The organism is Pseudomonas sp. PDM18, assembly GCF_014852585.1.
Classification (GTDB): Bacteria; Pseudomonadota; Gammaproteobacteria; order Pseudomonadales; family Pseudomonadaceae; genus Pseudomonas.
Map to the genome: position 1 here is coordinate 164,978 of NZ_JACVBX010000009.1, position 21,571 is coordinate 186,548.

Genomic DNA, 21,571 nt, shown 5'->3' on the forward strand with positions numbered 1-21,571 from the left:
AGCGTCCGGCGCGGCTTTCAGGAAGCCGTACCGGTAATCGGTCATCATCTTCAGCGACTGGTTACACGCTGATCGAGCAGGATGCGGTTGGCGATCGACACCAGCTCACCCTCGTCTGTCAGCAGGATAGTCTTGATGGTACCAATTTCCTCGATGATGCCTTCGACATCAGCCACTTTCACCTGTTGTCCGACCTGATACAGCTCCCGCACATAAATACCCGCGATGATCTGCCCTGCCACCTCACGACTGCCCAGGCCCAGGGCCAGGGCGGCAGCCAGGCCGATGGTGATCAGCACGATGGCGATGATGTAGTTCAGCAGGTCGGTCTTGACCTCGAGCTGGCCGATGGCCACCGAGATGCTGATGATGATGACCAGCCACTGGGCCACGCGACCCAGGCCGTTGGCGTATTCCAGGCCGACACCATCGGCCGCGCCGCGCACCAGGCTGTTGGCCAGTTGGGCGAGCAGGATGCCGACGATCAGCACCAGCGCCGCCCCGAACACCTTGGGCAGGTACAGCGCGAGCATGTCCAGGGTTGCCGAGACGCGCTGCAGACCGAGGGATTCCGCCGCGGAAACGAGGAATACCAGCAGCACGAACCAGTAGATGATCTTGCCAATCAGGGTCGAGACCGGCACCTGGATGCCGGCGCGGGCCAGCAGCTTGGTCAGGCCGGTACCCGCCATCAGGCGATCCAGGCCGAGCTTGGCCAGCAGCTTGGAAAGCAGCGCATCGAGCAGTTTGGCGACGACGAAGCCCAGCAGCACGATCACCAGCGCGGCGAGCAGGTTCGGGATGAACCCGGCCAGCTTACCCCACAGAGTGTTCATGGCGGTGAGCAGGCTTTGCGTCCAGATGTCGAATTGCATGTTCAGTCGGCCTTGTCAGCGGAAGGGGCGGAATTCTGCGCGTGGCGCGAGACGGGTGCAAGATGTGCGGCGCCTCGACTCACGCCGATGGACAGGGCCTGGAACCAATGCCCCATCAGGCTGAACAGATCGCCCGCGCCCACCTGGCGGTTGGCGGTCTTCAGGACGCGATCCAGGCGCGAGTCGTCTCCCGGCTGTTCCGGGGGCATTCGCAGCAGATCGCGCAAGGATTCTTCAAATGGGTCGTGCATACGCACCTCGCCTGTGTGAGGTGCTTGACGCCCCCACCACCTCGAAAGTCACACCTAGAGCCAACGCATGCGGCGGAATATCCACCATTGGAAAGCCACTATCCCGAGGATCACCAGGCAGGCCACGGCGAAGCCGTAAGGTGCGCTGGAGCCGGGAATGCCGCCGACGTTGATGCCCAGGAGACCGGTCACGAAGCTCATGGGCAGGAAAAAGCCGGTAATGATACCAAGCAGGTACATGGTGCGGTTCATCCGCTCGGTAATTCGACGATGTTCGGCTTCCTGGATCAGGCTGATGCGCTCGCGCACCAGCTCCAGTTCTTCCAGGTTGCGGGTCAGGCGGTTGTAGAGCTCGTTCCAGTAGTCGGCGTCGTCGGCCACCGTCCAGGAAGCCTTGAACCGGACCATCTGCGAGTAGATTTCCCGCTGCGGCGCCAGGTAACGGCGCAATCCCGCGGCACGTCGCCGCAAGGTGCGCAGCTGGTGCTGGTCGGGAATGCTGCGCTCGTCTTCCTCGATGGCCTCTTCCATCGCGTCGAGCTGATCAGCCAGGCCGCCGATCAGGGTATCGACGCGGTCGGTGAGGTAGTGGGCGAGGTACAGCACCACTTCCGAGGCGGTCTTCGGGCCGGTGCCGGCATCCAGGTCGGCGCGCAGGTCGGCTACGGCCTTGAGCGGACGCAGACGCAGGGAAATCACCCGCTGCGACTCGGCATAGACCCGCAGCGAGACCATGTCCTCGGGCACCGCGCCGGGGTTCAGGTTGACCCCGCGCAGAAACAGCAGCAGGCGTTCGCCCCCCAGGTCGACCAGGCGCGGACGGGTGGCCTCTTCCAGCAGCAGGTCACAGGCGAATTCATTCAGGCCGCTGGACTCGCGCAGCCAGGACTGAGCTTCGGGCACACCGCGATCCCAATGCACCCAGAGGCTTTCCTCGGGCTTGAGATCCAGCAGCGGCAACTCGCTGCGGGTGATCCGCCGGCCACCACCGTGGCCGTCCAGCACGAAGCCGTCGATCAATCCGCGTTCCGTGCCGCTCTCGTACTGCTGCATGCCCTTTTCCTTCGCTCAAGGTCGCTTGCGCGAGGCCCCATGAAAAATGCCGGAAGCTCCCGCTCCCGGCATTGACCCGAACTTTAGCGGGAAGGTTCGAATTATTCCGGCATTTTCAATGCTTTAGGCGAAACGATGATGCCGTTGTTGTCGGCATAGACGAACTCGCCCGGGCGGAAAGTGATGCCCCCGAAGGTCACGGCCACGTTGAGGTCGCCGATGCCGCGCTTGTCGGTCTTCATCGGGTGGCTGGCCAGCGCCTGCACGCCCAGATCGGTCTGGGCGATCACGTCGACGTCACGGATACAGCCGTACACCACGATACCTTCCCAACCGCTCTTGGCGGCCTTTTCGGCCAGCATGTCACCCAGCAGTGCACGGCGCAGCGAGCCGCCACCGTCCACCACAAGGACCTTGCCCTTGCCGTCCTTCTCGACCTGCTCCTTGACCAGCGAGTTGTCCTCGAAGCACTTGATGGTGACGATTTCGCCACCGAAGGAGTCCCGTCCGCCGAAGTTGCTGAACATCGGCTCGACGACCTGGACCAGCTCCGGGTAGGCATCGCACAGATCGGGGGTGACGTAATGCATGGAGAAGCTCCTCTTGATGAAATCCGGCAGGGTTTCAGGCCTGGATGTGACCGAAAGCCGCAATGGCGTCACAGTCTACTCCCTGCCACGTCAAGCTCAAGCCTGCGCCAGAGCGCCCTGCCCTTCCGGCAAGCCGCTGTGCTCCAGCCAATACTGCAGCAGCGGCCAGACTTCACGCTGGGCCCCCTTGCTGATCAGCATCTCGACGTGGCCGAAATCTTCCGAGAAGCCGTGGCGGCGGCCCAGGTGCAGGAACTGCCGAATCTCGGAGCCGAACTGCTCCAGCAACTTGCGACAGGCCCAGGCCGGGTCCTGGATATCGCCATCGGAGCCGATGGCCAGCACCGGCAGGGAAACCTTCTGCAAACCGCCCCACCAGTCGTTGTCCTTCTCGCCGAAGCGGCCGAACAGGCTGTACCAGTGCAGGGCCTCGAGGGCGAGTCCCAACGGCTCGTCCTCCGGACCGCGCTTGAGCCGCGAACCGGACAGCCCGCCCATACGCTTGAGCAGCAAGCGCCCACTCCAGGCCACGGGCGGCAGCTTCAACGGCCAGTAGGTACGGCTGATCTGACTGCCGCACAGCGCCGCGCTGGCCGCCTGCTGCTCGTTCAGGTAGCCACCTCCCAGCGCTGCAGCCAGAGTGACGCCGCCCAGGGAATGCCCGATCCAGTGCGGTATCTGACCGCTCTGCTCGACCACGAAATTGGCAATGGCCGGCAGGTCGAAACGTGCGTAGTCAGCGACGCGATTGCGATCGTAATCCTCGTTGCGCGGCGACAGGCCATGGCCACGCATCTCGGCGACCCAGACATCGAAGCCGGCGCGCGCCAGATACGCACCCAGGCCGATACCCTTGGGCGAGAACCAGAAGCGGCGGTTGGAGAAGCTGCCGTGCAACAGGATCACCGGCACGCCACGCCGCCCTTCGGGGCGACCGAGACGGGTGACCGCCAGCTCGACGCTGGAGTCCGGGCTGTTGTTCGGCTTGAGGCGGTAGACGTCCTCGGTGAGGTCGCCGCGCAATTCCGCGCTGACTAGAGCGACGGGGAAGAGTTGACTGCTGCTTTGCATGGAATCGCTTGCATAAAAAAGGGCGGGTGAAATCACCCGCCCCTCTCAGGATGGAGAAGGAACCGTCAGGCCTGGCCTTCGGCGAGGAAGAACCAGGTGTCGAGGACCGAGTCGGGGTTCAGCGACACGCTCTCGATGCCCTGCTCCATCAGCCACTTGGCGAGGTCCGGGTGGTCCGACGGGCCCTGGCCGCAGATGCCGATGTACTTGCCGGCGCGGTTGCACGCCTGAATGGCATTGGACAGCAGCTTCTTCACCGCCGGGTTACGTTCGTCGAACAGGTGCGCGACGATGCCCGAGTCACGGTCCAGGCCCAGGGTCAGCTGGGTCAGGTCGTTGGAGCCGATGGAGAAGCCGTCGAAGAACTCGAGGAACTCGTCAGCCAGCAGGGCGTTGGACGGCAGCTCGCACATCATGATGACGCGCAGGCCGTTCTCGCCACGCTTGAGGCCGTTGGTGGCCAGCAGGTCAACGACCTGGGAGGCCTCGCCGAGGGTACGGACGAACGGAACCATCAGTTCGACGTTGGTCAGGCCCATCTCGTTGCGGACCTTCTTCATCGCGCGGCATTCGAGCTCGAAGCAGTCGCGGAAGGACTCGCTGATGTAGCGCGAGGCGCCACGGAAGCCGAGCATCGGGTTCTCTTCTTCCGGCTCGTAGAGCTTGCCGCCGATCAGGTTGGCGTATTCGTTGGACTTGAAGTCAGACAGCCGCACGATGACTTTCTTCGGCCAGAAAGCGGCGGCCAGTGTGCTGACGCCCTCGACCAGTTTCTCGACATAGAAACCGACCGGATCGTCGTAGCCGGCGATGCGCTTCTCGACGCTTTCCTTGATGTCCGCCGGCAGGCTGGCGAAGTTCAGCAGCGCCTTGGGGTGCACGCCGATCATGCGGTTGATGATGAATTCCAGGCGGGCCAGGCCCACACCTTCGTTCGGCAGTTGGGCGAAGTCGAAGGCGCGATCCGGGTTGCCGACGTTCATCATGATCTTGAACGGCAGGTCGGGCATGGCGTCGACCGAGTTCTGGCGGACGTCGAAGCCCAGTTCACCTTCGTAGATCAGGCCGGTATCGCCTTCGGCGCAGGATACGGTCACGCGCTGGCCATCCTTCAGCGCCGCGGTGGCGTTGCCACAGCCGACGACTGCCGGGATACCCAGTTCACGGGCGATGATCGCGGCGTGGCAGGTACGGCCGCCACGGTTGGTGACGATGGCGCTGGCGCGCTTCATCACGGGTTCCCAGTCCGGGTCGGTCATGTCGGAGACCAGCACGTCGCCCGGCTGGACCTTGTCCATCTCGGAAACGTCGTGGATCACCTTCACCGGGCCGGCGCCGATGCGCTGGCCGATGGCGCGGCCTTCGACCAGGACCTTGCCTTTTTCCTTGAGCAGGTAGCGTTCCATCACGTTGGCGCTGGAACGGCTCTTAACGGTTTCCGGACGGGCCTGCACGATGTACAGCTTGCCGTCGTCACCATCCTTGGCCCACTCGATGTCCATCGGACGCTCGTAGTGCTTCTCGATGATCAGGGCTTGCTTGGCCAGCTCGGTCACTTCGGCGTCGGACAGGGCGAAGCGGGCGCGATCAGCCTTCTCCACGTCGACCACCTTGACCGATTTGCCGGCCTTGGCTTCGTCGCCGTAGATCATCTTGATCGCCTTGCTGCCCAGGTTGCGACGCAGGATGGCCGGGCGGCCGGCTTCCAGGGTCGGCTTGTGGACGTAGAACTCGTCGGGGTTCACCGCGCCCTGCACCACGGTCTCGCCAAGGCCGTAGGCGCCGGTGATGAACACCACGTCACGGAAACCGGACTCGGTGTCCAGGGTGAACATCACGCCGGCAGTGCCGGTTTCCGAGCGGACCATGCGCTGCACGCCGGCGGACAGGGCGACCAGTTTGTGGTCGAAGCCCTGGTGCACGCGGTAGGCGATGGCACGGTCGTTGAAGAGGGAGGCGAAGACTTCCTTGGCCGCGCGGATCACGTTGTCCACGCCGCGGATGTTCAGGAAGGTCTCCTGCTGGCCGGCGAAGGACGCATCCGGCAGGTCTTCGGCGGTGGCGGAGGAACGCACGGCCACGGCCATGTTGTCGTTGCTGCCAGCCATCTCGGCGAAGGCCTTGCGAATTTCAGCATCCAGACGCTCGGGGAACTCGGCGTCCATCACCCACTGGCGGATCTGCGCGCCGGTCTTGGCCAGGGCATTGACGTCGTCCACGTCCAGGGCGTCGAGGGCCGCGTGAATGCGATCGTTCAGGCCGCTCTGCTCGAGGAAGTCACGGTAGGCCTGGGCGGTAGTGGCGAAGCCACCCGGTACGGAAACGCCGGCACCGGCGAGGTTGCTGATCATTTCGCCCAGGGATGCGTTCTTGCCCCCCACATGTTCGACATCATGGACGCCGAGCTTATCGAGGGAAACTACGTACTCTACCAAGGTGATCTCTCCACTAAGTGTTGGAAAAGGTCATACAAGTCGGCGCGGCCCCACCCTGTCTGGCCGGAGCCGGAAAAATGGGTGAGAATGCCCCGGCAAAGGGCCTTGCAAACGCGGGGCCTATCATAACCAGGATTCGATCCTACCTATAAGGCCCGCAGCGCACATGAAACGAACTGCATTCTTCATTTCCGACGGCACCGGCATCACTGCCGAAACCCTCGGCCAGAGCCTTCTGGCGCAGTTCGAGAACATCAACTTCACCAAACTGACACGACCTTACATCGATACCGAAGAAAAGGCGCGCGTCATGGTACAGCAAATCAACCGGGCTGCGGAGGCAGACGGGGCAAGACCGATCATCTTCGATACCATCGTCAATCGTGAGATCCGTTCGGTCCTGGCGCAATCCAACGGTTTCATGATTGACATCTTCTCGACCTTTTTGTCCCCGCTCGAGCAAGAATTATCCTCAGACTCGTCGTATTCCGTCGGAAAATCCCACAGCATCGGCCATAACCCGCACTACATGGAGCGGATCGATGCGGTGAACTTCGCCCTCGACAACGACGACGGCGCCCGCACCCACTACTACGACAAGGCCGACCTGATCCTGGTCGGCGTCTCGCGCTGCGGCAAGACACCCACCTGCCTCTATATGGCCCTGCAATACGGCATCCGCGCGGCGAACTACCCGCTGACCGAAGAAGACATGGAGCGCCTGCAACTGCCCAACGCGCTCAAGCCCTACAAGCACAAGCTGTTCGGCCTGACCATCGATCCGGACCGGCTCACCGCCATCCGCCACGAGCGCAAGCCCAACAGCCGCTACGCCAGCTTCGCCCAGTGCGAATTCGAGGTTCGCGAGGTGGAGAACCTGTTCCGCCGCGAGAACATCGCCTACATCAACTCGACGCATTTCTCGGTGGAGGAGATCTCCGCCAAGATTCTCGTCGAGAAAGGCGTCGAGCGCCGGCTAAAGTAACCGTCCACCGCGTAAAAATCCCCCAACCGACGGCCGGCATCACCGGCCGTTCGACTTTCTGCAGCCTTTCATTCGGGCGCCTATCATTCTCTGAACCCGCGTTTTACCCGTGGCAGTTTTCACGGATCGGGCATTCCCGGCACAGGAGAGCGCCATGCGAGAATGTCAGTACCTGATTCTGGTCGCCTTGTTGGCATTGACGGGTTGCGACTCGGGCGACAAGCCCGTCGCCAAGACCGCCACGGCCGCCACACCACCCTCCAGCCCGCCCACCGCGACAGCGCCTCCCCCGCCAGCGCCCCCTGCTCCGCCTCCAGCCGCGCCCGCTGCCGCGCCCTCGCAGGCGGTGTTCAGCGTCGAGGAACTGGACCAGATGCTCGCGCCGCTGGCGTTGTATCCCGACTCGCTGCTGGCCCAGGTGCTGATGGCCACCACCTACCCCGGTAACGTGGCCGACGCCGCAGCCTGGTCGAAGGCCAATCCCAAGGCGGTAGGCGATGACGCGGTGAAACAGGTCGCCAACCAACCCTGGGACCCCAGCGTCCAGTCGCTGGTCGCCTTCCCCCTGGTGCTCGCCACGCTGGGGCAGGACCCGGCCTGGGTGCAACGCGTCGGCGATGCCTTCCTCGCCCAGCCCGATGCGGTGATGGATTCCATCCAGCGCCTGCGTCGTCAGGCCCAGGCCGCCGGCAACCTGCAGTCGAACGAGCAGCAGACCGTGACCATCAAGCCGGCCGCCCAGCCGGCACCGGCGCAGCCCGCTTCCGGTGGAGACACCGTAGTAGTGCAGCAACCGGCAGCGGCGCAAACGATCATCATCGAGCCCGCCAATCCGCAAGTGGTCTACGTGCCCAGCTACAACCCCACGCAGGTCTACGGATCCTGGCCCTATCCCGCCAGCCCGCCTGTCTATTACCCACCGCCGCCCGAATACCCGGTGGCCACGGCGCTGGCCACCGGCCTTGCGTTCGGCGCTGGCGTCGCCATCGTCGGCTCGCTGTGGGGTGACTGCGACTGGGACGACCATGACATCGACGTCGATGTGGAGCATTACAACAACTTCAACAGCAACCGGAACGTGAACCGGAATGTAAACCGAGACTTCACCGGGAACGTCAACGGCAACCGGGCAAAGTGGCAGCACAACCCGACCTACCGCAACGGAGTGCCCTACCGCGACTCTGCCAGCCGCGCGCAGTACAACCGCCGGCTGGCCGGAAGCGAGCAGCGCGATGCCCTGCGCGGGTTCGACTCGACGCGCACCCAGGAACGCGCGAAGGCCAGGGAAAGCCTGAGCCAACGCGGCATTGCCCCACCGGCGCAAAACAACGCCCAGGCCCGCGAGCGCGCCCAGGCGGCGACCCGCGACCTGCGGGACAACCCGCAAGCCCAGCAGCGTCTGCAGCAAGGCAACCGAGACAACGCCCAAGCCCGTGATCGGGCGCAGGCCGCCACCCGCGAGCTGAACCGCACGCAGGAAAACCGCCAGCGCGCTCAGAACCAGGTGCAGAACCGCAGCAACCAGGCACAGCAACGGCCGCGGACTCAGAACAACCAGCAGATCCGTGAACAGGCGCGCCAGCAGCATGCCCGCACCCAGGCCCCGCGCAACAATGCCTTTGCCGGCGCCAACAATCCCAGACAGTCCCGCGAAGTTGCCAACCGCGGCCAAGTCAGTCGCGCCGCAGCCAGCCGCCCGCAGGCTGCCCGCGCCGGCCACACCGTCCAACGTCCTGCCCGCGCGCCCTCCGGCGGCGGCCGGCGCCGCTAGGAGACGAGCCATGCCCATCGCATCGCGCCTGCTGGCGCTCGCCCTCCTCGCCGCCCTGCCCGCCAGCCTGCTGGCCCAGGACAGCTTCCCCACCCCCGACGCGGCCGCCGACGCCTTCATTGCCGCGCTCGGCACCGAAAAGGCCGACCCCGAACGCCTGGCCGCCCTGCTGGGCAAGGACTGGCAGAGCTATATACCGACCGCCGGCATCGACCGGGATGAAGTGGACGCCTTCCTCGCCCACTACAAGGACAAGCACCAGATCGAGAAAGACAACCCGCACCTCGCCCACCTGGTCGTCGGCAACGATCCCTGGACCCTGCCCCTGCCGATCGTCCACGACAAGAACGGCTGGGCCTTCAATGCCAAGGCTGGCGGCGAAGAAATCCGCATTCGCCGCATCGGCCGCAACGAGGAGTCGACCCTGGAAGCCGTGCAGGCGTACCACGATGCGCAGATGGACTACGCCGAGGTCGACCGCAACGGCGACGGCGTCCTGGAATACGCGCAGAAGTTCGTCAGCAGCGACGGGCACCATGACGGTCTGTACTGGCCGGAGGAAGACGGCGGCGAGGAAAGCCCGCTCGGCCCGCTGTTCGGCGACGACCTGCCGGGCGACGGCTGGCATGGCTACCACTACCGCATCCTCACCGCCCAGGGCCCCTCGGCCCCCGGTGGCGCCTACGACTACAAGATCGGCGGCAGGATGACCCGCGGCTTCGCCCTGATCGCCTGGCCGGTGAAGTACGGCGACAGCGGCGTGATGAGCTTCATGATCAGCCACGACGGCGAGATCTTCTCCAAGAACCTCGGCCCGGAGAGCGACAAGATCGCCAAGAAGATGAGCCGTTTCGACCCGGACAGCAGTTGGACCGAGGTCACCACCGAGGAGGAAAAGCCCTGAGTGACTGAACCCGTCCGACTGTCCGGCGGTCGGACGGGTTCTGGCAGAGCCCGTCGCTCGCCCGGCACTCGACGGGCGCGCAAGGCCCCGTCATACGCCTGAAACAAATACCCTGCCAACGCGCCAACCGACTGTCGCCAGCGAAAAACCACATGGTAGAATTCGGCGCGCTATTGCCTGGCGTCACCAGGCCACGCCGGCCGGCATGCCGGCCACAGCTATTTGGGGTGACGACCGGGGCGTTTCTTTTCAAGGCTTTGCGGCCACTCACTCATCAAGGCCCATGAGACTCAAGCCCACTGCCCTGCTCCTTTTCCTGAGCATCTTCCTGCTTCCCGGCATCAGCGCAGCTGCCGGCAAGACCGTCTATGGCCTGAACGAGTACGCCCGGATCAACGACCTGGACATCGAGCTCGCCGCCAAGCTCGACACCGGGGCCAAGACCGCCTCCCTCAGTGCCCGCGACATCAAGCGCTTCAAGCGCGATGGCGAGACCTGGGTGCGTTTCTACCTGGCCACCGACACCGCCGACAGCCAGCCGATCGAGAAACCCCTGGCGCGCATCAGCAAGATCAAGCGCCGCCACGGCGACTACGACCCCGACGAAGGCAAGGCCTACACCGCGCGTCCGGTCATCGAGCTTCAGCTGTGCATGGGCAAGGCCCTGCGCACCATCGAAGTGAACCTTACCGACCGCAGCGCCTTCCAATACCCGCTTCTGATCGGCTCCGACGCGCTCAAGCGCTTCGGCGCCCTGGTCGACCCGAGCCTGAAATACGCTGCCGGCAAGCCCGGCTGCCAACCCGTAGCGAAACCTGCCGAGTAATCCCATGCGCTCTCTTACCCTGCATCTGAAGGTCCTGATCGCCATCCTGCTGACGCTGGGCGTCGCGATCACCGCCTACCAGATCTTCGTCCTCGGCATTCCCATGACCGAGGCCGAGACCGACGACCTGTGGAACATCGACGCCAAGGTCGAGTTCGTCGCCACGCCGAAGACTCCGGTGAAGGTGCAGATGTTCGTGCCGCCGTTGGCCCAGGATTACGTCAGCCTCAACGAGAGCTTCGTCTCCAACAACTACGGTGTGGGCATCAACCGCTCCGACGGCAACCGCAAGGTGACCTGGTCCTCGCGCCGCGCCAACGGCCAGCAGACCCTCTACTACCGCCTGGTGCTGACCAAGCGCTATGCCGGCGCCACCGAGAAGGCCAAGGAAAAGGGCCCGATCTTCCGCGACAGCCTTCCCCTGGAAGGCCCGGACAAGATCGCCGCCGAAGCCCTGATCGCGCCCATCCGCCAGCACTCTGCGGACGTCGAGACCTTCGTCAGCGAAGCCATCAAGCGCGCCAACAACCTCAACGATGACAACGTGAAACTGCTGCTGGCCGGCGACACCAGCCTGGACAAGCGTTCCCACGTGGTCGAAACCCTGCTCGCGGTGGCCCACGTGCCGCTGGAGCGCGTGCACACCATCCGCCTGGTCGCCAATCAGCCGCAGCAGCCCGAACTCTGGCTGCGCAGCTACAACGGCAAGGAATGGCTGTACTTCAACCCGGAAACCGGCGAGCGCGGCCTGCCCAACGATCGCCTGATCTGGTGGCTGGGTGACGAGAGCCTGCTGTCCATCGAAGGTGGCAAGAAGGCCCAGGTCAGCTTCAGCCTCAACAGCAGCGAGATGAACGCCATCCGCCTGGCCAAGCTGTCGGACGAGAACACCGACGCGGCCTTCCTCGAGTACTCGCTCTACGGCCTGCCGCTGTCCACCCAGCAGACCTTCCAGATCATGATCATGATCCCGTTCGGCGTGCTGGTGATCCTGATCCTGCGCAACCTGATCGGCCTGCAGACTCTGGGCACCTTCACCCCGGTACTGATCGCCCTCGCCTTCCGCGAGACCGGCCTGCAATGGGGTATCGGCCTGTTCACCGTGATCACCGCGCTGGGCCTGTCGCTGCGCTCGTACCTGGAACACCTGAAGCTCCAGATGCTGCCGCGCCTGTCGGTGGTATTGACCTTCGTGGTGGTGATGATCGCCGCCATCAGCCTGCTCAGCCACAAGCTCGGCTTCGAGAGCGGCCTGTCGGTCGCCCTGTTCCCGATGGTGATCCTGACCATGAGCATCGAACGCCTGTCGATCACCTGGGAAGAGCGCGGCGCCGCCCACGCCATGAAGGCCGCCATCGGCACCCTGTTCGCCGCCGCCCTGGCGCACATCCTGATGCGCGTCCCGGAGCTGGTGTACTTCGTGTTCACCTTCCCGGCCGTGCTGCTGATTCTGGTGGCGTTCATGCTGGCGATGGGTCGCTACCGCGGTTACCGCCTGACCGAACTGTTCCGCTTCAAAGCCTTCCTCAAGGACTAAGCCATGTTCGGCCTGATCAAGCGATGGAAAGCCCTGGAAGCCAAAGGCATCATGGGCATCAACCGACGCAACGCGGACTACGTGCTCAAGTACAACCAGCGGCACCTGTATCCGATCGTCGACGACAAAATCATCACCAAGCAGCGCGCCATCGAGGCGGGCATCCACGTACCGGAAATGTACGGGATCATCTCCACCGAGAAGGAGATCGAGCGCCTGCCGGAAATCATCGGCGAGCGCAGCGACTTCGTGATCAAGCCGGCGCAGGGCGCCGGCGGCGACGGCATCCTGGTGATCGCCGACCGCTTCGAGGAGCGCTACAAGACGGTCTCCGGGCGAATCATCAGCCATGAGGAAATCGAGCACCAGCTGTCGAGCATCCTCACCGGCCTGTACTCCCTGGGCGGCCACCGCGACCGCGCGCTGATCGAGTACCGCGTGACCCCGGACCAGATTTTCAAGAGCATCAGCTACGAAGGCGTGCCGGACATCCGCATCATCGTGCTGATGGGCTACCCGGTGATGGCGATGCTGCGTCTGCCGACCCGCCAGTCCAACGGCAAGGCCAACCTGCACCAGGGCGCCATCGGCGTGGGTGTAGACCTGGCCACCGGCCTGACCCTGCGCGGCACCTGGCTGAACAACAAGATCAGCAAGCACCCGGACACCACCAACGCAGTGGACGGCGTACAGCTGCCCAACTGGGACGGCTTCATGAAACTCGCCGCCGGCTGCTACGAGTTGTGCGGCCTGGGCTACATCGGCGTGGACATGGTGCTGGACCAGGACAAGGGCCCGCTGATTCTTGAGCTCAACGCCCGCCCCGGCCTGAACATCCAGATCGCCAACGACTGCGGCCTGACCCTGCGCACCCATGCCGTCGAGGCGCATATCGCCGAGCTGGAAGCCAAGGGCGTGAAGGAAACCGTAGAAGAGCGCGTGCGCTTCTCCCAGCAGCTCTTCGGCCACGTGCATCCGAAGGAAGTCTGAGGCGCCCTGCCCCACAAAAAAAAGCCCGGCATTCGCCGGGCTTTTTCATTCACGCTCATTCAGGCTGTGGCGCGTAGGGCGCATAACGCCAACGGCGTTATGCGCCGTGAAGGCTGGCGGATAACCCGTTCCGGGTTATCCGCCCTACGGAACGACTTCAGCGCACTACGGCCAACTCGAACCCACCCTGATCGCCGTGCTCGCGCACCTTCATCCCCGCCTCGTTCACCGCCAGGTCTTCCAGCGGGCGCTTGTAAGGCTTGTTGTCGAGGGTCTGCAGGCTGCGGTCCTCGTCGGTGGTCAGCAGCAGCACGTAGCGCTCCCCCTGGTTGGCGCGCACCGGGATAGTCCCTTCGATGAAGGCATAGCGGTACCAGGTCTCCGGGTTGAGCTTGTACACCGCATCGCTCACCAGTCGCGTCGGGCGCTTCTGCTCGTCGAGGAACAGCAGCGACGGGTAGACCACCTGGTGGTTGGCGAAGCTGCGCACGCGCAAGCCGTAGACGTGCTGTGAGCTGGGCAGCTTCATCGCCACGAAGTAGCTCTTGCCCATGGGGAAGTCGAAGCTCGGCGAGAACTTGTTCAGCTCCTCGTAGCGGGGCTCCTCCACCGACAGCTCGGTGAAGTCACCGTCGCCCATCTGGTCGCAGCAGCGCCGCTGCAGGTCGACGTAGAGGTCGTCCAGGGTCTTGCCGCTGCCCTTGAGCAGCGCCTTCATGGCATCAGTCTGCTCGCCCATGCCGTCGAGCCCCGGCAAATTGTTCGACCGCCCTTTCAGGTCGATCTGCCGGCCTTCGGTGAAGGCGATATTGCTGCCGCCCTGTTCGCCGCGGCGGAACATCGCCCCCCGCTGTTCCGCAGTGATCGGCGAGTTGCGCACCTGGCCCTTGTCATCGACCCAGGTGAAGTACGGGTTGCCGTTCTCACTGCGGACGAAACCGCGGTCCTCATAGGATTCCGCGTCGATGTACTCGGAAGAGTGATCACCGTTGGGCAGCACGTAATCGGCGCGACCGGGTGCGACCTGGCCAGCGGCGTAGAAGCTGTTCTGCAGGTTGCCCTGGGCGTCCACCCAGGTGAAGTAGCGGCGCTTGCTCTCCCCCGCCGGCCGGCTGCCAGGCCACTGGGTGGCGCTGAGGTCGATCAGTCGCGCGCGGTCGCTCTGGTCGATGCGCCTGTCCGCCTGGCGCTGCTGTTGGGCGTAGTTGGCGTCGACGAAGGTGTTGTGCACCTGGCCGCTGTCGTCGATCCATGACAGGTAGCGGCCGCTCGCAGCCTGCGCCGATGCGCTCATGCCGACGACGGCGATGCAGGAAATCAGGAGGGTCAACCTGCCCATGTCCATGCCCTCAGAAGGTGGTGCGGTAAGTCATGGCGAAGACGTAGGCCTTCACCGTGGTGCTGACATCAAGGCCGGCATAGGGGTTGTACACCAGGTTGTCGATGCCGGTGCAGTTCAGGTTGCAGCTGGTGCCCGCCTTGATGCTCTGCTTGGAGACGAAGTAGTTGAAGCCCAGGTCGATCACCGTGTCCTTGTCCCACTGGTAGCCCAGGCCCAGTCCGTAGAGATCGGCGTCGCCGATCGGGACCAGGGCGTCGGCCTTGTCCTTGGGAATCGCCGAGGGGCGGTATTCGTAGCCGGCGCGCAGTTGCAGGCGGTCGTTGACGTCGTACTGCACACCCATGGCGTAACTCCAGGTGTCCTGGTAGCCACGGTCGAGAATGATGCTGTGGTCGGTGGCGCCGTTGGGGGCGAAGTTCTTGGCGATGCGCAGCAGGTCGAGTTCCTTGTCGAACTTGATTTCCAAGTTGTTCCAGTCGCTGTAATCGGTCCACTTCAGGTCGAAGTTGAATTGCCACTTGTCGAACGGGCGCAGCTTGATGCCAGTGGAAAAGCTGTCGGGGTTGACCATGTTCAGCGTCGCCACGCCGTGCTCTTCCTCGGCGTTGCCATAGGGGAACAGCGGGCTCAGGAAGGCGCCGAAGATCGAGTTCTGCATGCCGGACCAGAAGCCTTGCCAGTCCTTGGTGTAGTCGACGCGGTACTTGCCCTTGAGGTGCATGCGGGACTCGCTCTGGTAGGTCGCGCCCCAGGCCAGCCAGTCGTAGGGCTCCCAGAGCACGCCGAGGTTGAAGCTCGGAGAAAGGGTCTGCTGCATGTCCAACTTGAGGTTCGCCAGCGAGTCGTAGGGGCCGATTCGCCCACCACAGACGTTGAACACCAGCTCGACGATCTCCTGCGCACCGGGCACGCAGGTGGTGTCGTGCAGGGTCTGCAGCAGGCCGGTGAGCAGGCCCGGGTTGCGGAAGTCGGTATCCAGCGCCATGGCCTGGTGGGAGAAACCGACGCTCAGGCCCACCGACAGGTCGTCGTTGACCTCGTAGCCCACCGAGGGCGAGAAGTAGGTGATGCGCTGCAGCGAGACGCGGCGGCCTTCGTAGCGCGCCGGATCGCTGTCGGAGTCGCGCGAATAGCCCAGCGCCTGGGGTGCGTAGACGTTGGTGGCAAAGGTGAACTTGGAGCCCGGCGGGTTGATCGACAGGCCCGCCAGCGGTGCCACCAGCAGCGGCATGTCGGTCATGCCGCCGAGGCCTGGCAAATACATGGTCGGGGTCAGGGTACGGCTGTTCTCGCCGGCGACCGGGTCGTCGTCCAGACCGAAGGCAGAAGACCCATAGTCCGAAGGCGCCTTGAAGCCGGCGCGGATATCCATGACCCCGGTGATCAGCTTGAGCTGGGTCTGGCGGCCCTTGAGCTTGGTCAGGGCGGCGGGGTTGTAGTGCACCGCGTCGATGCCGGTGGAGTCGGCCGTGACCGCGTTGGCCATGGCCATGGCCTTGGGGTTGCCGATGGTCAGGTCGTTGGCGAGCTGGGCGTGGGCGAACGTCGCCCAGCCAAGACTTACCCCTGCCATCGCCACCGCAAGGGGCGAAATGCGCATAGTCATGTGTTGGTCGCTCGTCGGTTACTGGGCCTTGAGGCCTTGGATATCCAGGGGAAGGGAAAGCCCCAGCAGTACATCCGGCGAGTCTTCGGTCAGACCGAAACCGGCGTTCACGTTGACGATGTAGTCCGGCGATGTTCGCAGGCCCAGCGAGAAGTTCATGATCGCGCTGGTCTGCTCCGGTGCTTCCACCGACCGGTCGTTGAAGTAGTACTTGTTCTTGAACGAGTAGGCCATCTGGTAGGAGGTGGCCAGGGAAACGTCGTAGGACAGCGCGTAGGCCATGCCCATGGCGAAGTTGACGGTATCGCCCGGCACCACCTTCTCCAGCTCTTCGCCGTACTGGTTCTGGTGGATGTCATCGACCTTCATGTTGTAGGTGTAACCGAGCGAGCCGTAGAGCACGACCGGGTCGATCACGTAGGACATGTTGGCGCCAGCACCGAGGCTGTAGAAGCCGTTTCCGGTGGAGACGTCGTCCTGCACGTTGCCCTTGTACGGGCTGTCGCCAGTCGGCAGGCCGAGGGTCGCGTAGAGCGTGGTGACCGGAGCGCCGCGGCGCGCGGCCCAGGGCTGCCAGCGCAGGGTCGCTGACACATCGCCCAGGCTGTAGGCATGGATGTCGCGTTCGGTGTCGTACTTGGCCACGAACGGCAGGCGCATGCTGAAGGTCAGGTTGTCCCAGATGCCGTAGTCGAAGGTGAACGAGTTGGTGAAGGTGTGCTGCGCCTCGCTCTGGGCCAGCACACTGTAGACGTTCTCGCCACTGCGCACGGCCTGCAAGCGTGTGTCGCGCATCAGGGTGTAGTCGAAGCCATAGGTCAGCTGGCGCTCACCTTTCTTGAGCAGGGTGTAACTCTTCTCGGCGGCCTGGAATACCTGCTCCAGCGCCTTGGCGCTATCGGCATCGGTATCCTTCTTGGCCAGCGCATCACGCGCATCCTCGGTTGTCGCTTCCTCGGCGAAGGTGCTGGTACTTGCCAGCAAGGCCAGAGCGGCAACGCACGCAAACCCCTTGAAATCCATGTTGCTATCCCCTGGTCTTGTTCTTATTCGTATGGGCCGATCGGACAATCACTTGCGCCGGATGTACTGGACATCCCCCTTCGAGGCGGCTTCGCCAATCTGGTTCTGGGTGAGCTTGCTCATCTCCGGGAATTCCCGGAATGCGAGCAGGCTGACGGTCCGGTCATCCACCAGGCGCATGTCGGCCTCCTTCAGTTCCAGGGCATTCTTGGGTTCCTGGCCGCTGGGGTAGATGACGAAGAGCACGTTCTGGTCCCAGATTTCCTCGAAACGGGCGCGGGTGAAGCTGATGTTGCCCAAGGCAGGATCGGCAACGAAGACGTGGTCGTTGTAGACGTCGCGGACCACGACGAAATGCTTGAAGCCGGCATAGTGGATCGGCACCAGCGCCGGGTGTTCGAGCGAGTCCAGGTCGGAGAACTCGGCACGGAAGCCGCCACTCTTGTAGCCGAGTGCGGCGGCATAGCGCTTCATGTCCAGAAGCGAGAATCCACGGCGCTGGACGATCTTGTCGGCCTCGCCGTACTTGATCAGGCCTTCCATGACCTGACGCTCTTCCAGGTTGCGGCCCAGGTAGTAGTCCAGCAGTGTGGTCAACGCCGCCGAGCCGCAGCTGTAGTCGTAGGCCTGGCGGATGACATTGCGGAACTGCACCTGGCTCATCGGCTCGAGCTGGACCGACTCACGGAAGGGACCATTGGGCGTGAGCGACTGCGAGATGTTCACTGTGCCCTGCTGTTGCGGCTTGGTATCCACGGCCTGGGTAAATCCGAACAGGCCCAACAGGCTTCCCAGCAGAATCTCGAACATCCCACCCCTCGCTTCAAATACTGGAAATCATTCCTGGAAGACCCTCGCCGGCAAGCGCCGGCGAGGGGTACTGCGCTGCAACCTTCGGGATCAGTGACCCCAGACCTTCACGGTCGAGCCCGCCAGGTTCAGGTTGGAAACGGTCAGCGAGCCAATGCTGGCACCGGTGGCGCCGACCTTGACGGCGTCGATGGTAACGTCGCCGGTCACGGTGGGCAGGCCGATGGCCAGTTGCTCGGTGGCTACGGCAGTGCCGCCGCCAACTGGAGTGATGTTGGTTTTCACCACGTCGACGGTCATCGGGGCGTTGTCGGCGATGGTCACGCTCGGCAGGTGGATACCCTGCAGGACCAGGGAACCGCCGTTGGTGTCGGCGTCCTTGTAGGTGACAGCGCCAATGGAGGCGTTGAAGGTACCGGAAATGCTGATGCCATCCTGGCCGGTGATACCGGACAGTGCAGCGTCATCCATGGATTTCATGTCGGCATGTGCCAGGAACGGAGCGGCCAGAACTGCGCTTGCAAGAACCAGTTGCTTGATTTTCATTGTTATAACTCTCCAGTGTTCAGGTGGGGTTGCCCCAGGCACTGCAAGGGGCGTCCTACCCCGCTGCAGGTTGACCGGCTGATGCCGATCTTCCAGACCCCCGACTTCTTCCTTAGGCGCCGCGGGTATGGATTCGTGAAGCACGAAGCTTCTCGTCCTGGTCTCCAAGCTACTGACCCGCCGTGAACCTGCCAGCCCATCCAAGGGATGGCGCAAAACCAACCTTCCGACTCAAGCTTCGCTGAGCAGTCCCAGACTCTTCCCCTTGAGTACCGCCTGGGTGCGGCTGCGCACGCCGAGCTTGGCGAACAGGTTGTGCAGATGCCACTTGATGGTGGCCTCCGACAGATGCACCGCCTGGGCGATATCCCGGTTCGACAAACCCGCCGCCACGAGCCGCAGGATTTCCCGCTCGCGATGGCTAACATCTTGATTTTCATCGAAACTTTCAGGATCTACAGAGAGCCTGCGGCACTGTTCGCGAAGCATCTCGGCCACCCCTTGCCAGGCCGATGCGCGCTTGGGTTCGGCGCCTTTCCAGGCCTCCCAGAGCGGCAGTAGCCACAGGGCGTCGTCCTGGAACAGGCGCCGGTAACCCAGGTTCCAGGCTTCCTCGAGGGTGGGGGCGAACAGAGCGAAGGCTTTTTCGCTGTTACCTTTCTGCCAATACGCCACAGAAAGTAACAGCGAAAGACGCAGCCGCCGGTCGCGCTGATAGGGCGAGGTAAAGCCCGCCAGGCACGATTCCAGACGCTGCTGCGCACGTTCGGCGTGGCGCTCGGAAAGCGCCAGGCGCGCCTCCGCCATCACCAGCGCCGCGTGGGCATCGGCGTAGCGTTCGGCGTTGAGCCCTGACAGGTGCCGCGCCAGTTGCAGACACACGCGCTCGGCCTCGTTGGGCCGGCGCATCCACAGCAGCAGCTGCACCTTGCAGCTCATGGCCAGCGCATGCACCCGCTCGTAGCCCGGCGACTGCAGGCCAACCAGCCATTCGTCGAGCTGGGCCAACCCTTGTTCGGCCTCACCAGCGAAGAATCGCGCCTTGGCCATCACCAACTGGCCACGACTGATCAGCTCCACCGGTGTGGCAACGTCGCGCCAGGTGGTGGCCAGCGGCAGTTCGGCGAGGATTGCCGCGTGGCGATCCTGCTCGTACAGCAGGTCCGCATAGGCCAGGGACAACGGTCCTCCGACCCGGCTGCGCCGGCCGAAGACCCGCTCCACGCGGCTGCGCGCGCTCTCGGCGATAGTCCGCCCGCGCTCCAGCTCACCGCGCTCCTTGCAGATCAGCGCCTCGATCATGCTGACGACGACCTGCAGGTATTCGCTGTCGGCCATGCGCAGGCAATCGCGGGCGACACCAATGGCATTGGCCGCCTCGGCGTAGTCACCCAGCAGCGCATAGGCCGCCGCCTGGATGCATGACAGGCTGGCGCGGAACACCGGCTGGTTGCCTGGCACCAGCGCCAGCCACTGGCGCGCCACCTTCAGGCAGGCCTCCAGTTTGTCCTGGTAGAGCAACACCAGCGCCTTCAGCACCTGGGCCACGGCGAGCAGTTCGGCCATGCCGAAGTGGCGCACCTTGCCCTGCCCTTGCAGCAGGCGGACGCTGAGTTCTTCGATCTGCGCCTCGGCCTCGGCGAACTTCTGCTCGAAGGCCAGCTGCCAGGCATAGAAGATCTGGAACACCGGGTGCTCGCGGATCACCTCGGCGGGAATACTGCTGAGCATGCCGAGGATGCCGTACACGCGGTTGCCGGCGATCAGCTTGGCGCCCTGGCGCTCCAGCAGGTCGGCGGCGAAGGCATAGTCACGAGCGCGCAGGGCGTACTTGATCGCCCGGTCCGCCATGTCGCGGCCCTCGCACCAGCGCGCGGCGGCGTGCAACAGCGGCGTCGGGTCGGCGTTGCGCGCCAGGCGGCCCTGGAGGAACTCGGCGAACAGGTGGTGGTAACGGAACCACTCGCGCTGGTCGTCCAGCGGGATGATGAACAACTGCTCGTTCTGCAGCCGCATCAGCATGTCCAGGCCATCGCGGCGCCCGGTCAGGGCGTTGCACAGCTCGGCGCAGAATTCGTCGAGCACCGAGGTCTGGTCGAGGAACTGCTGCAGCGGTTCGGGCAGGCTGCGCAACACATCCTCGGCGAGGTAATCGGCGAGGTCGCGCTCGGTGCCGGAGAGCCCCTTGAGCAGCGCCGCGCGGTCCGGGTTGCGCGCCAGCGCCAGGGCGGCGAGGTGCAGCGCCGTGATCCAACCCTCGGTGCGTTTGTGCAGCAGCTTGAGCTCGCTGTCGTTCAGCGCCAGGCCCTTGAGTCCGGTGAGGAAGGTGTCGGTTTCCTCGCGGGTCAGGCGCAGGTCGTCGCCGCTCAGGCAGAAGGCCCAGGGCGCCAGGCCCGGTTCGTCGACCAGGAAGCGCGGGCGATAGCGGGTGCTGGTGACCAGGCGGATGTTGTCCGGCAGGTGCTCGATCAGGTAACGCGCGCCATGTGCCAGCGCCGGGTGGCGGATCTGGTGGAAGTCGTCGAGCAGCAGGTAGATCGGTCCGTCGAGGCGGCGCAGGTCTGAAAGGAAGGCGTCGATGATGCCTTCCAACGGCAGGGTCATATCCGACTGCAGCAGGTTCGAGGTGTTGGTGCCGAAATCCGCCTCGACGCTGCGGATGCTCGCCACCAGGTACTGCACCAGACGCTGCGGTTCGCTGTCGCCCTCGTCGCAGGACATCCAGGCAACCCGCGCGCCACCCTCCAGCAGACGCTGGCGGAACAGGCTGAGAATAGTGCTCTTGCCGAACCCGGCCGGCGCACTGAGGATCAGCACGCGCTGCTGGCGGTTGGCGTACAGGCGGTCGATCAGGGCGCGGCGCGGCAACAGCGAATCGCTGTCGGTGCGCGGCGGGAACAGTTTGGTACGCAGCAGCGGCAAGGGTTGCTGCGGCAGTGTGGTCAGGGTCGTCATG

Annotated in this window: 18 protein-coding genes; 6 read left to right on the forward strand and 12 right to left on the reverse strand. The window is 64.2% G+C overall.

Annotated elements, in window-relative coordinates; genetic code table 11:
• Nucleotides 1–50: 50 nt before the first annotated feature.
• From IB274_RS19060 to ppsA, 6 genes are all read right to left on the reverse strand, one after another.
• Nucleotides 51–875 carry a mechanosensitive ion channel family protein gene (locus tag IB274_RS19060; RefSeq protein ID WP_045208529.1) on the reverse strand — a complete coding sequence of 275 codons (825 nt, stop codon included), beginning with the start codon at nucleotides 873–875 and terminating at the stop codon, nucleotides 51–53.
• A gap of 2 nt (nucleotides 876–877) precedes the next feature.
• Nucleotides 878–1,126 (reverse strand): hypothetical protein, encoded by a 249-nt coding sequence (locus tag IB274_RS19065; protein WP_017516812.1) that lies wholly within the window; start codon nucleotides 1,124–1,126, stop codon nucleotides 878–880.
• Between the two features lie 54 nt (nucleotides 1,127–1,180).
• Nucleotides 1,181–2,179, reverse strand: coding sequence for a zinc transporter ZntB (locus IB274_RS19070; protein ID WP_081516451.1), 999 nt, complete (start codon nucleotides 2,177–2,179; stop codon nucleotides 1,181–1,183).
• A gap of 101 nt (nucleotides 2,180–2,280) precedes the next feature.
• Nucleotides 2,281–2,769: a ribonuclease E activity regulator RraA gene (gene rraA, locus IB274_RS19075; RefSeq protein WP_024765711.1), complete on the reverse strand. Its 489-nt coding sequence runs from the start codon at nucleotides 2,767–2,769 to the stop codon at nucleotides 2,281–2,283.
• Nucleotides 2,770–2,865: 96 nt separating this feature from the next.
• A complete protein-coding gene (locus IB274_RS19080; RefSeq protein ID WP_192433728.1) occupies nucleotides 2,866–3,840 on the reverse strand; it encodes an alpha/beta fold hydrolase in 975 nt (324 codons plus the stop codon).
• A 65-nt stretch (nucleotides 3,841–3,905) separates the two neighbouring features.
• The gene (ppsA, locus tag IB274_RS19085) at nucleotides 3,906–6,275 is read right to left on the reverse strand and encodes a phosphoenolpyruvate synthase (RefSeq protein ID WP_192433730.1); all 2,370 of its coding nucleotides are present in this window, start codon (nucleotides 6,273–6,275) and stop codon (nucleotides 3,906–3,908) included.
• 166 nt (nucleotides 6,276–6,441) lie between these two features.
• Between ppsA and IB274_RS19090 the strand changes: the two genes are divergently transcribed.
• The 6 genes from IB274_RS19090 to IB274_RS19115 all read left to right on the forward strand — a co-directional run bounded on the left by IB274_RS19090 (nucleotide 6,442) and on the right by IB274_RS19115 (nucleotide 13,288).
• Nucleotides 6,442–7,260: a pyruvate, water dikinase regulatory protein gene (locus IB274_RS19090; protein WP_017516884.1), complete on the forward strand. Its 819-nt coding sequence runs from the start codon at nucleotides 6,442–6,444 to the stop codon at nucleotides 7,258–7,260.
• Nucleotides 7,261–7,414: 154 nt separating this feature from the next.
• Nucleotides 7,415–9,031, forward strand: coding sequence for a DUF3300 domain-containing protein (locus IB274_RS19095; RefSeq protein WP_192433732.1), 1,617 nt, complete (start codon nucleotides 7,415–7,417; stop codon nucleotides 9,029–9,031).
• A 10-nt stretch (nucleotides 9,032–9,041) separates the two neighbouring features.
• Nucleotides 9,042–9,935, forward strand: coding sequence for a DUF2950 domain-containing protein (locus IB274_RS19100; protein WP_192433734.1), 894 nt, complete (start codon nucleotides 9,042–9,044; stop codon nucleotides 9,933–9,935).
• A gap of 283 nt (nucleotides 9,936–10,218) precedes the next feature.
• Nucleotides 10,219–10,761, forward strand: coding sequence for an ATP-dependent zinc protease (locus IB274_RS19105; RefSeq protein WP_081520578.1), 543 nt, complete (start codon nucleotides 10,219–10,221; stop codon nucleotides 10,759–10,761).
• A gap of 4 nt (nucleotides 10,762–10,765) precedes the next feature.
• On the forward strand, nucleotides 10,766–12,298 hold the full coding sequence (locus tag IB274_RS19110) for an inactive transglutaminase family protein (protein WP_192433736.1): 1,533 nt from the start codon (nucleotides 10,766–10,768) through the stop codon (nucleotides 12,296–12,298).
• Between the two features lie 3 nt (nucleotides 12,299–12,301).
• Nucleotides 12,302–13,288: an alpha-L-glutamate ligase-like protein gene (locus IB274_RS19115; RefSeq protein WP_024765708.1), complete on the forward strand. Its 987-nt coding sequence runs from the start codon at nucleotides 12,302–12,304 to the stop codon at nucleotides 13,286–13,288.
• 157 nt (nucleotides 13,289–13,445) lie between these two features.
• Here the strand turns inward: IB274_RS19115 and IB274_RS19120 are convergent, their stop codons facing one another.
• The 6 genes from IB274_RS19120 to IB274_RS19145 form a co-directional block, all read right to left on the reverse strand.
• A complete protein-coding gene (locus IB274_RS19120; protein WP_412548436.1) occupies nucleotides 13,446–14,582 on the reverse strand; it encodes a MalM family protein in 1,137 nt (378 codons plus the stop codon).
• A 55-nt stretch (nucleotides 14,583–14,637) separates the two neighbouring features.
• Complete coding sequence (locus IB274_RS19125; RefSeq protein WP_192433740.1) at nucleotides 14,638–16,236, reverse strand: outer membrane protein transport protein; 1,599 nt, start codon at nucleotides 16,234–16,236, stop codon at nucleotides 14,638–14,640.
• A gap of 18 nt (nucleotides 16,237–16,254) precedes the next feature.
• Nucleotides 16,255–17,259 (reverse strand): transporter, encoded by a 1,005-nt coding sequence (locus IB274_RS19130; RefSeq protein ID WP_192433742.1) that lies wholly within the window; start codon nucleotides 17,257–17,259, stop codon nucleotides 16,255–16,257.
• A 48-nt stretch (nucleotides 17,260–17,307) separates the two neighbouring features.
• Complete coding sequence (locus IB274_RS19135; RefSeq protein ID WP_192433744.1) at nucleotides 17,308–18,069, reverse strand: C39 family peptidase; 762 nt, start codon at nucleotides 18,067–18,069, stop codon at nucleotides 17,308–17,310.
• Between the two features lie 90 nt (nucleotides 18,070–18,159).
• Nucleotides 18,160–18,615, reverse strand: coding sequence for a DUF6160 family protein (locus IB274_RS19140; RefSeq protein ID WP_045208563.1), 456 nt, complete (start codon nucleotides 18,613–18,615; stop codon nucleotides 18,160–18,162).
• 231 nt (nucleotides 18,616–18,846) lie between these two features.
• A complete protein-coding gene (locus tag IB274_RS19145; RefSeq protein WP_192433746.1) occupies nucleotides 18,847–21,570 on the reverse strand; it encodes a helix-turn-helix transcriptional regulator in 2,724 nt (907 codons plus the stop codon).
• Between the last annotated feature and the right edge of the window lies 1 nt (nucleotide 21,571).

Bases quoted from the DNA above. Each gene is read 5' to 3' on its own strand.
- IB274_RS19060 (WP_045208529.1), bottom strand. From the start codon at position 875: ATGCAATTCGACATCTGGACGCAAAGCCTGCTCACCGCCATGAACACT.
- IB274_RS19065 (WP_017516812.1), bottom strand. From the start codon at position 1,126: ATGCACGACCCATTTGAAGAATCCTTGCGCGATCTGCTGCGAATGCCC.
- IB274_RS19070 (WP_081516451.1), bottom strand. From the start codon at position 2,179: ATGCAGCAGTACGAGAGCGGCACGGAACGCGGATTGATCGACGGCTTC.
- rraA (WP_024765711.1), bottom strand. From the start codon at position 2,769: ATGCATTACGTCACCCCCGATCTGTGCGATGCCTACCCGGAGCTGGTC.
- IB274_RS19080 (WP_192433728.1), bottom strand. From the start codon at position 3,840: ATGCAAAGCAGCAGTCAACTCTTCCCCGTCGCTCTAGTCAGCGCGGAA.
- IB274_RS19090 (WP_017516884.1), top strand. From the start codon at position 6,442: ATGAAACGAACTGCATTCTTCATTTCCGACGGCACCGGCATCACTGCC.
- IB274_RS19095 (WP_192433732.1), top strand. From the start codon at position 7,415: ATGCGAGAATGTCAGTACCTGATTCTGGTCGCCTTGTTGGCATTGACG.
- IB274_RS19100 (WP_192433734.1), top strand. From the start codon at position 9,042: ATGCCCATCGCATCGCGCCTGCTGGCGCTCGCCCTCCTCGCCGCCCTG.
- IB274_RS19105 (WP_081520578.1), top strand. From the start codon at position 10,219: ATGAGACTCAAGCCCACTGCCCTGCTCCTTTTCCTGAGCATCTTCCTG.
- IB274_RS19110 (WP_192433736.1), top strand. From the start codon at position 10,766: ATGCGCTCTCTTACCCTGCATCTGAAGGTCCTGATCGCCATCCTGCTG.
- IB274_RS19115 (WP_024765708.1), top strand. From the start codon at position 12,302: ATGTTCGGCCTGATCAAGCGATGGAAAGCCCTGGAAGCCAAAGGCATC.
- IB274_RS19120 (WP_412548436.1), bottom strand. From the start codon at position 14,582: ATGAGCGCATCGGCGCAGGCTGCGAGCGGCCGCTACCTGTCATGGATC.
- IB274_RS19125 (WP_192433740.1), bottom strand. From the start codon at position 16,236: ATGACTATGCGCATTTCGCCCCTTGCGGTGGCGATGGCAGGGGTAAGT.
- IB274_RS19130 (WP_192433742.1), bottom strand. From the start codon at position 17,259: ATGGATTTCAAGGGGTTTGCGTGCGTTGCCGCTCTGGCCTTGCTGGCA.
- IB274_RS19135 (WP_192433744.1), bottom strand. From the start codon at position 18,069: ATGTTCGAGATTCTGCTGGGAAGCCTGTTGGGCCTGTTCGGATTTACC.
- IB274_RS19140 (WP_045208563.1), bottom strand. From the start codon at position 18,615: ATGAAAATCAAGCAACTGGTTCTTGCAAGCGCAGTTCTGGCCGCTCCG.
- IB274_RS19145 (WP_192433746.1), bottom strand. From the start codon at position 21,570: ATGACGACCCTGACCACACTGCCGCAGCAACCCTTGCCGCTGCTGCGT.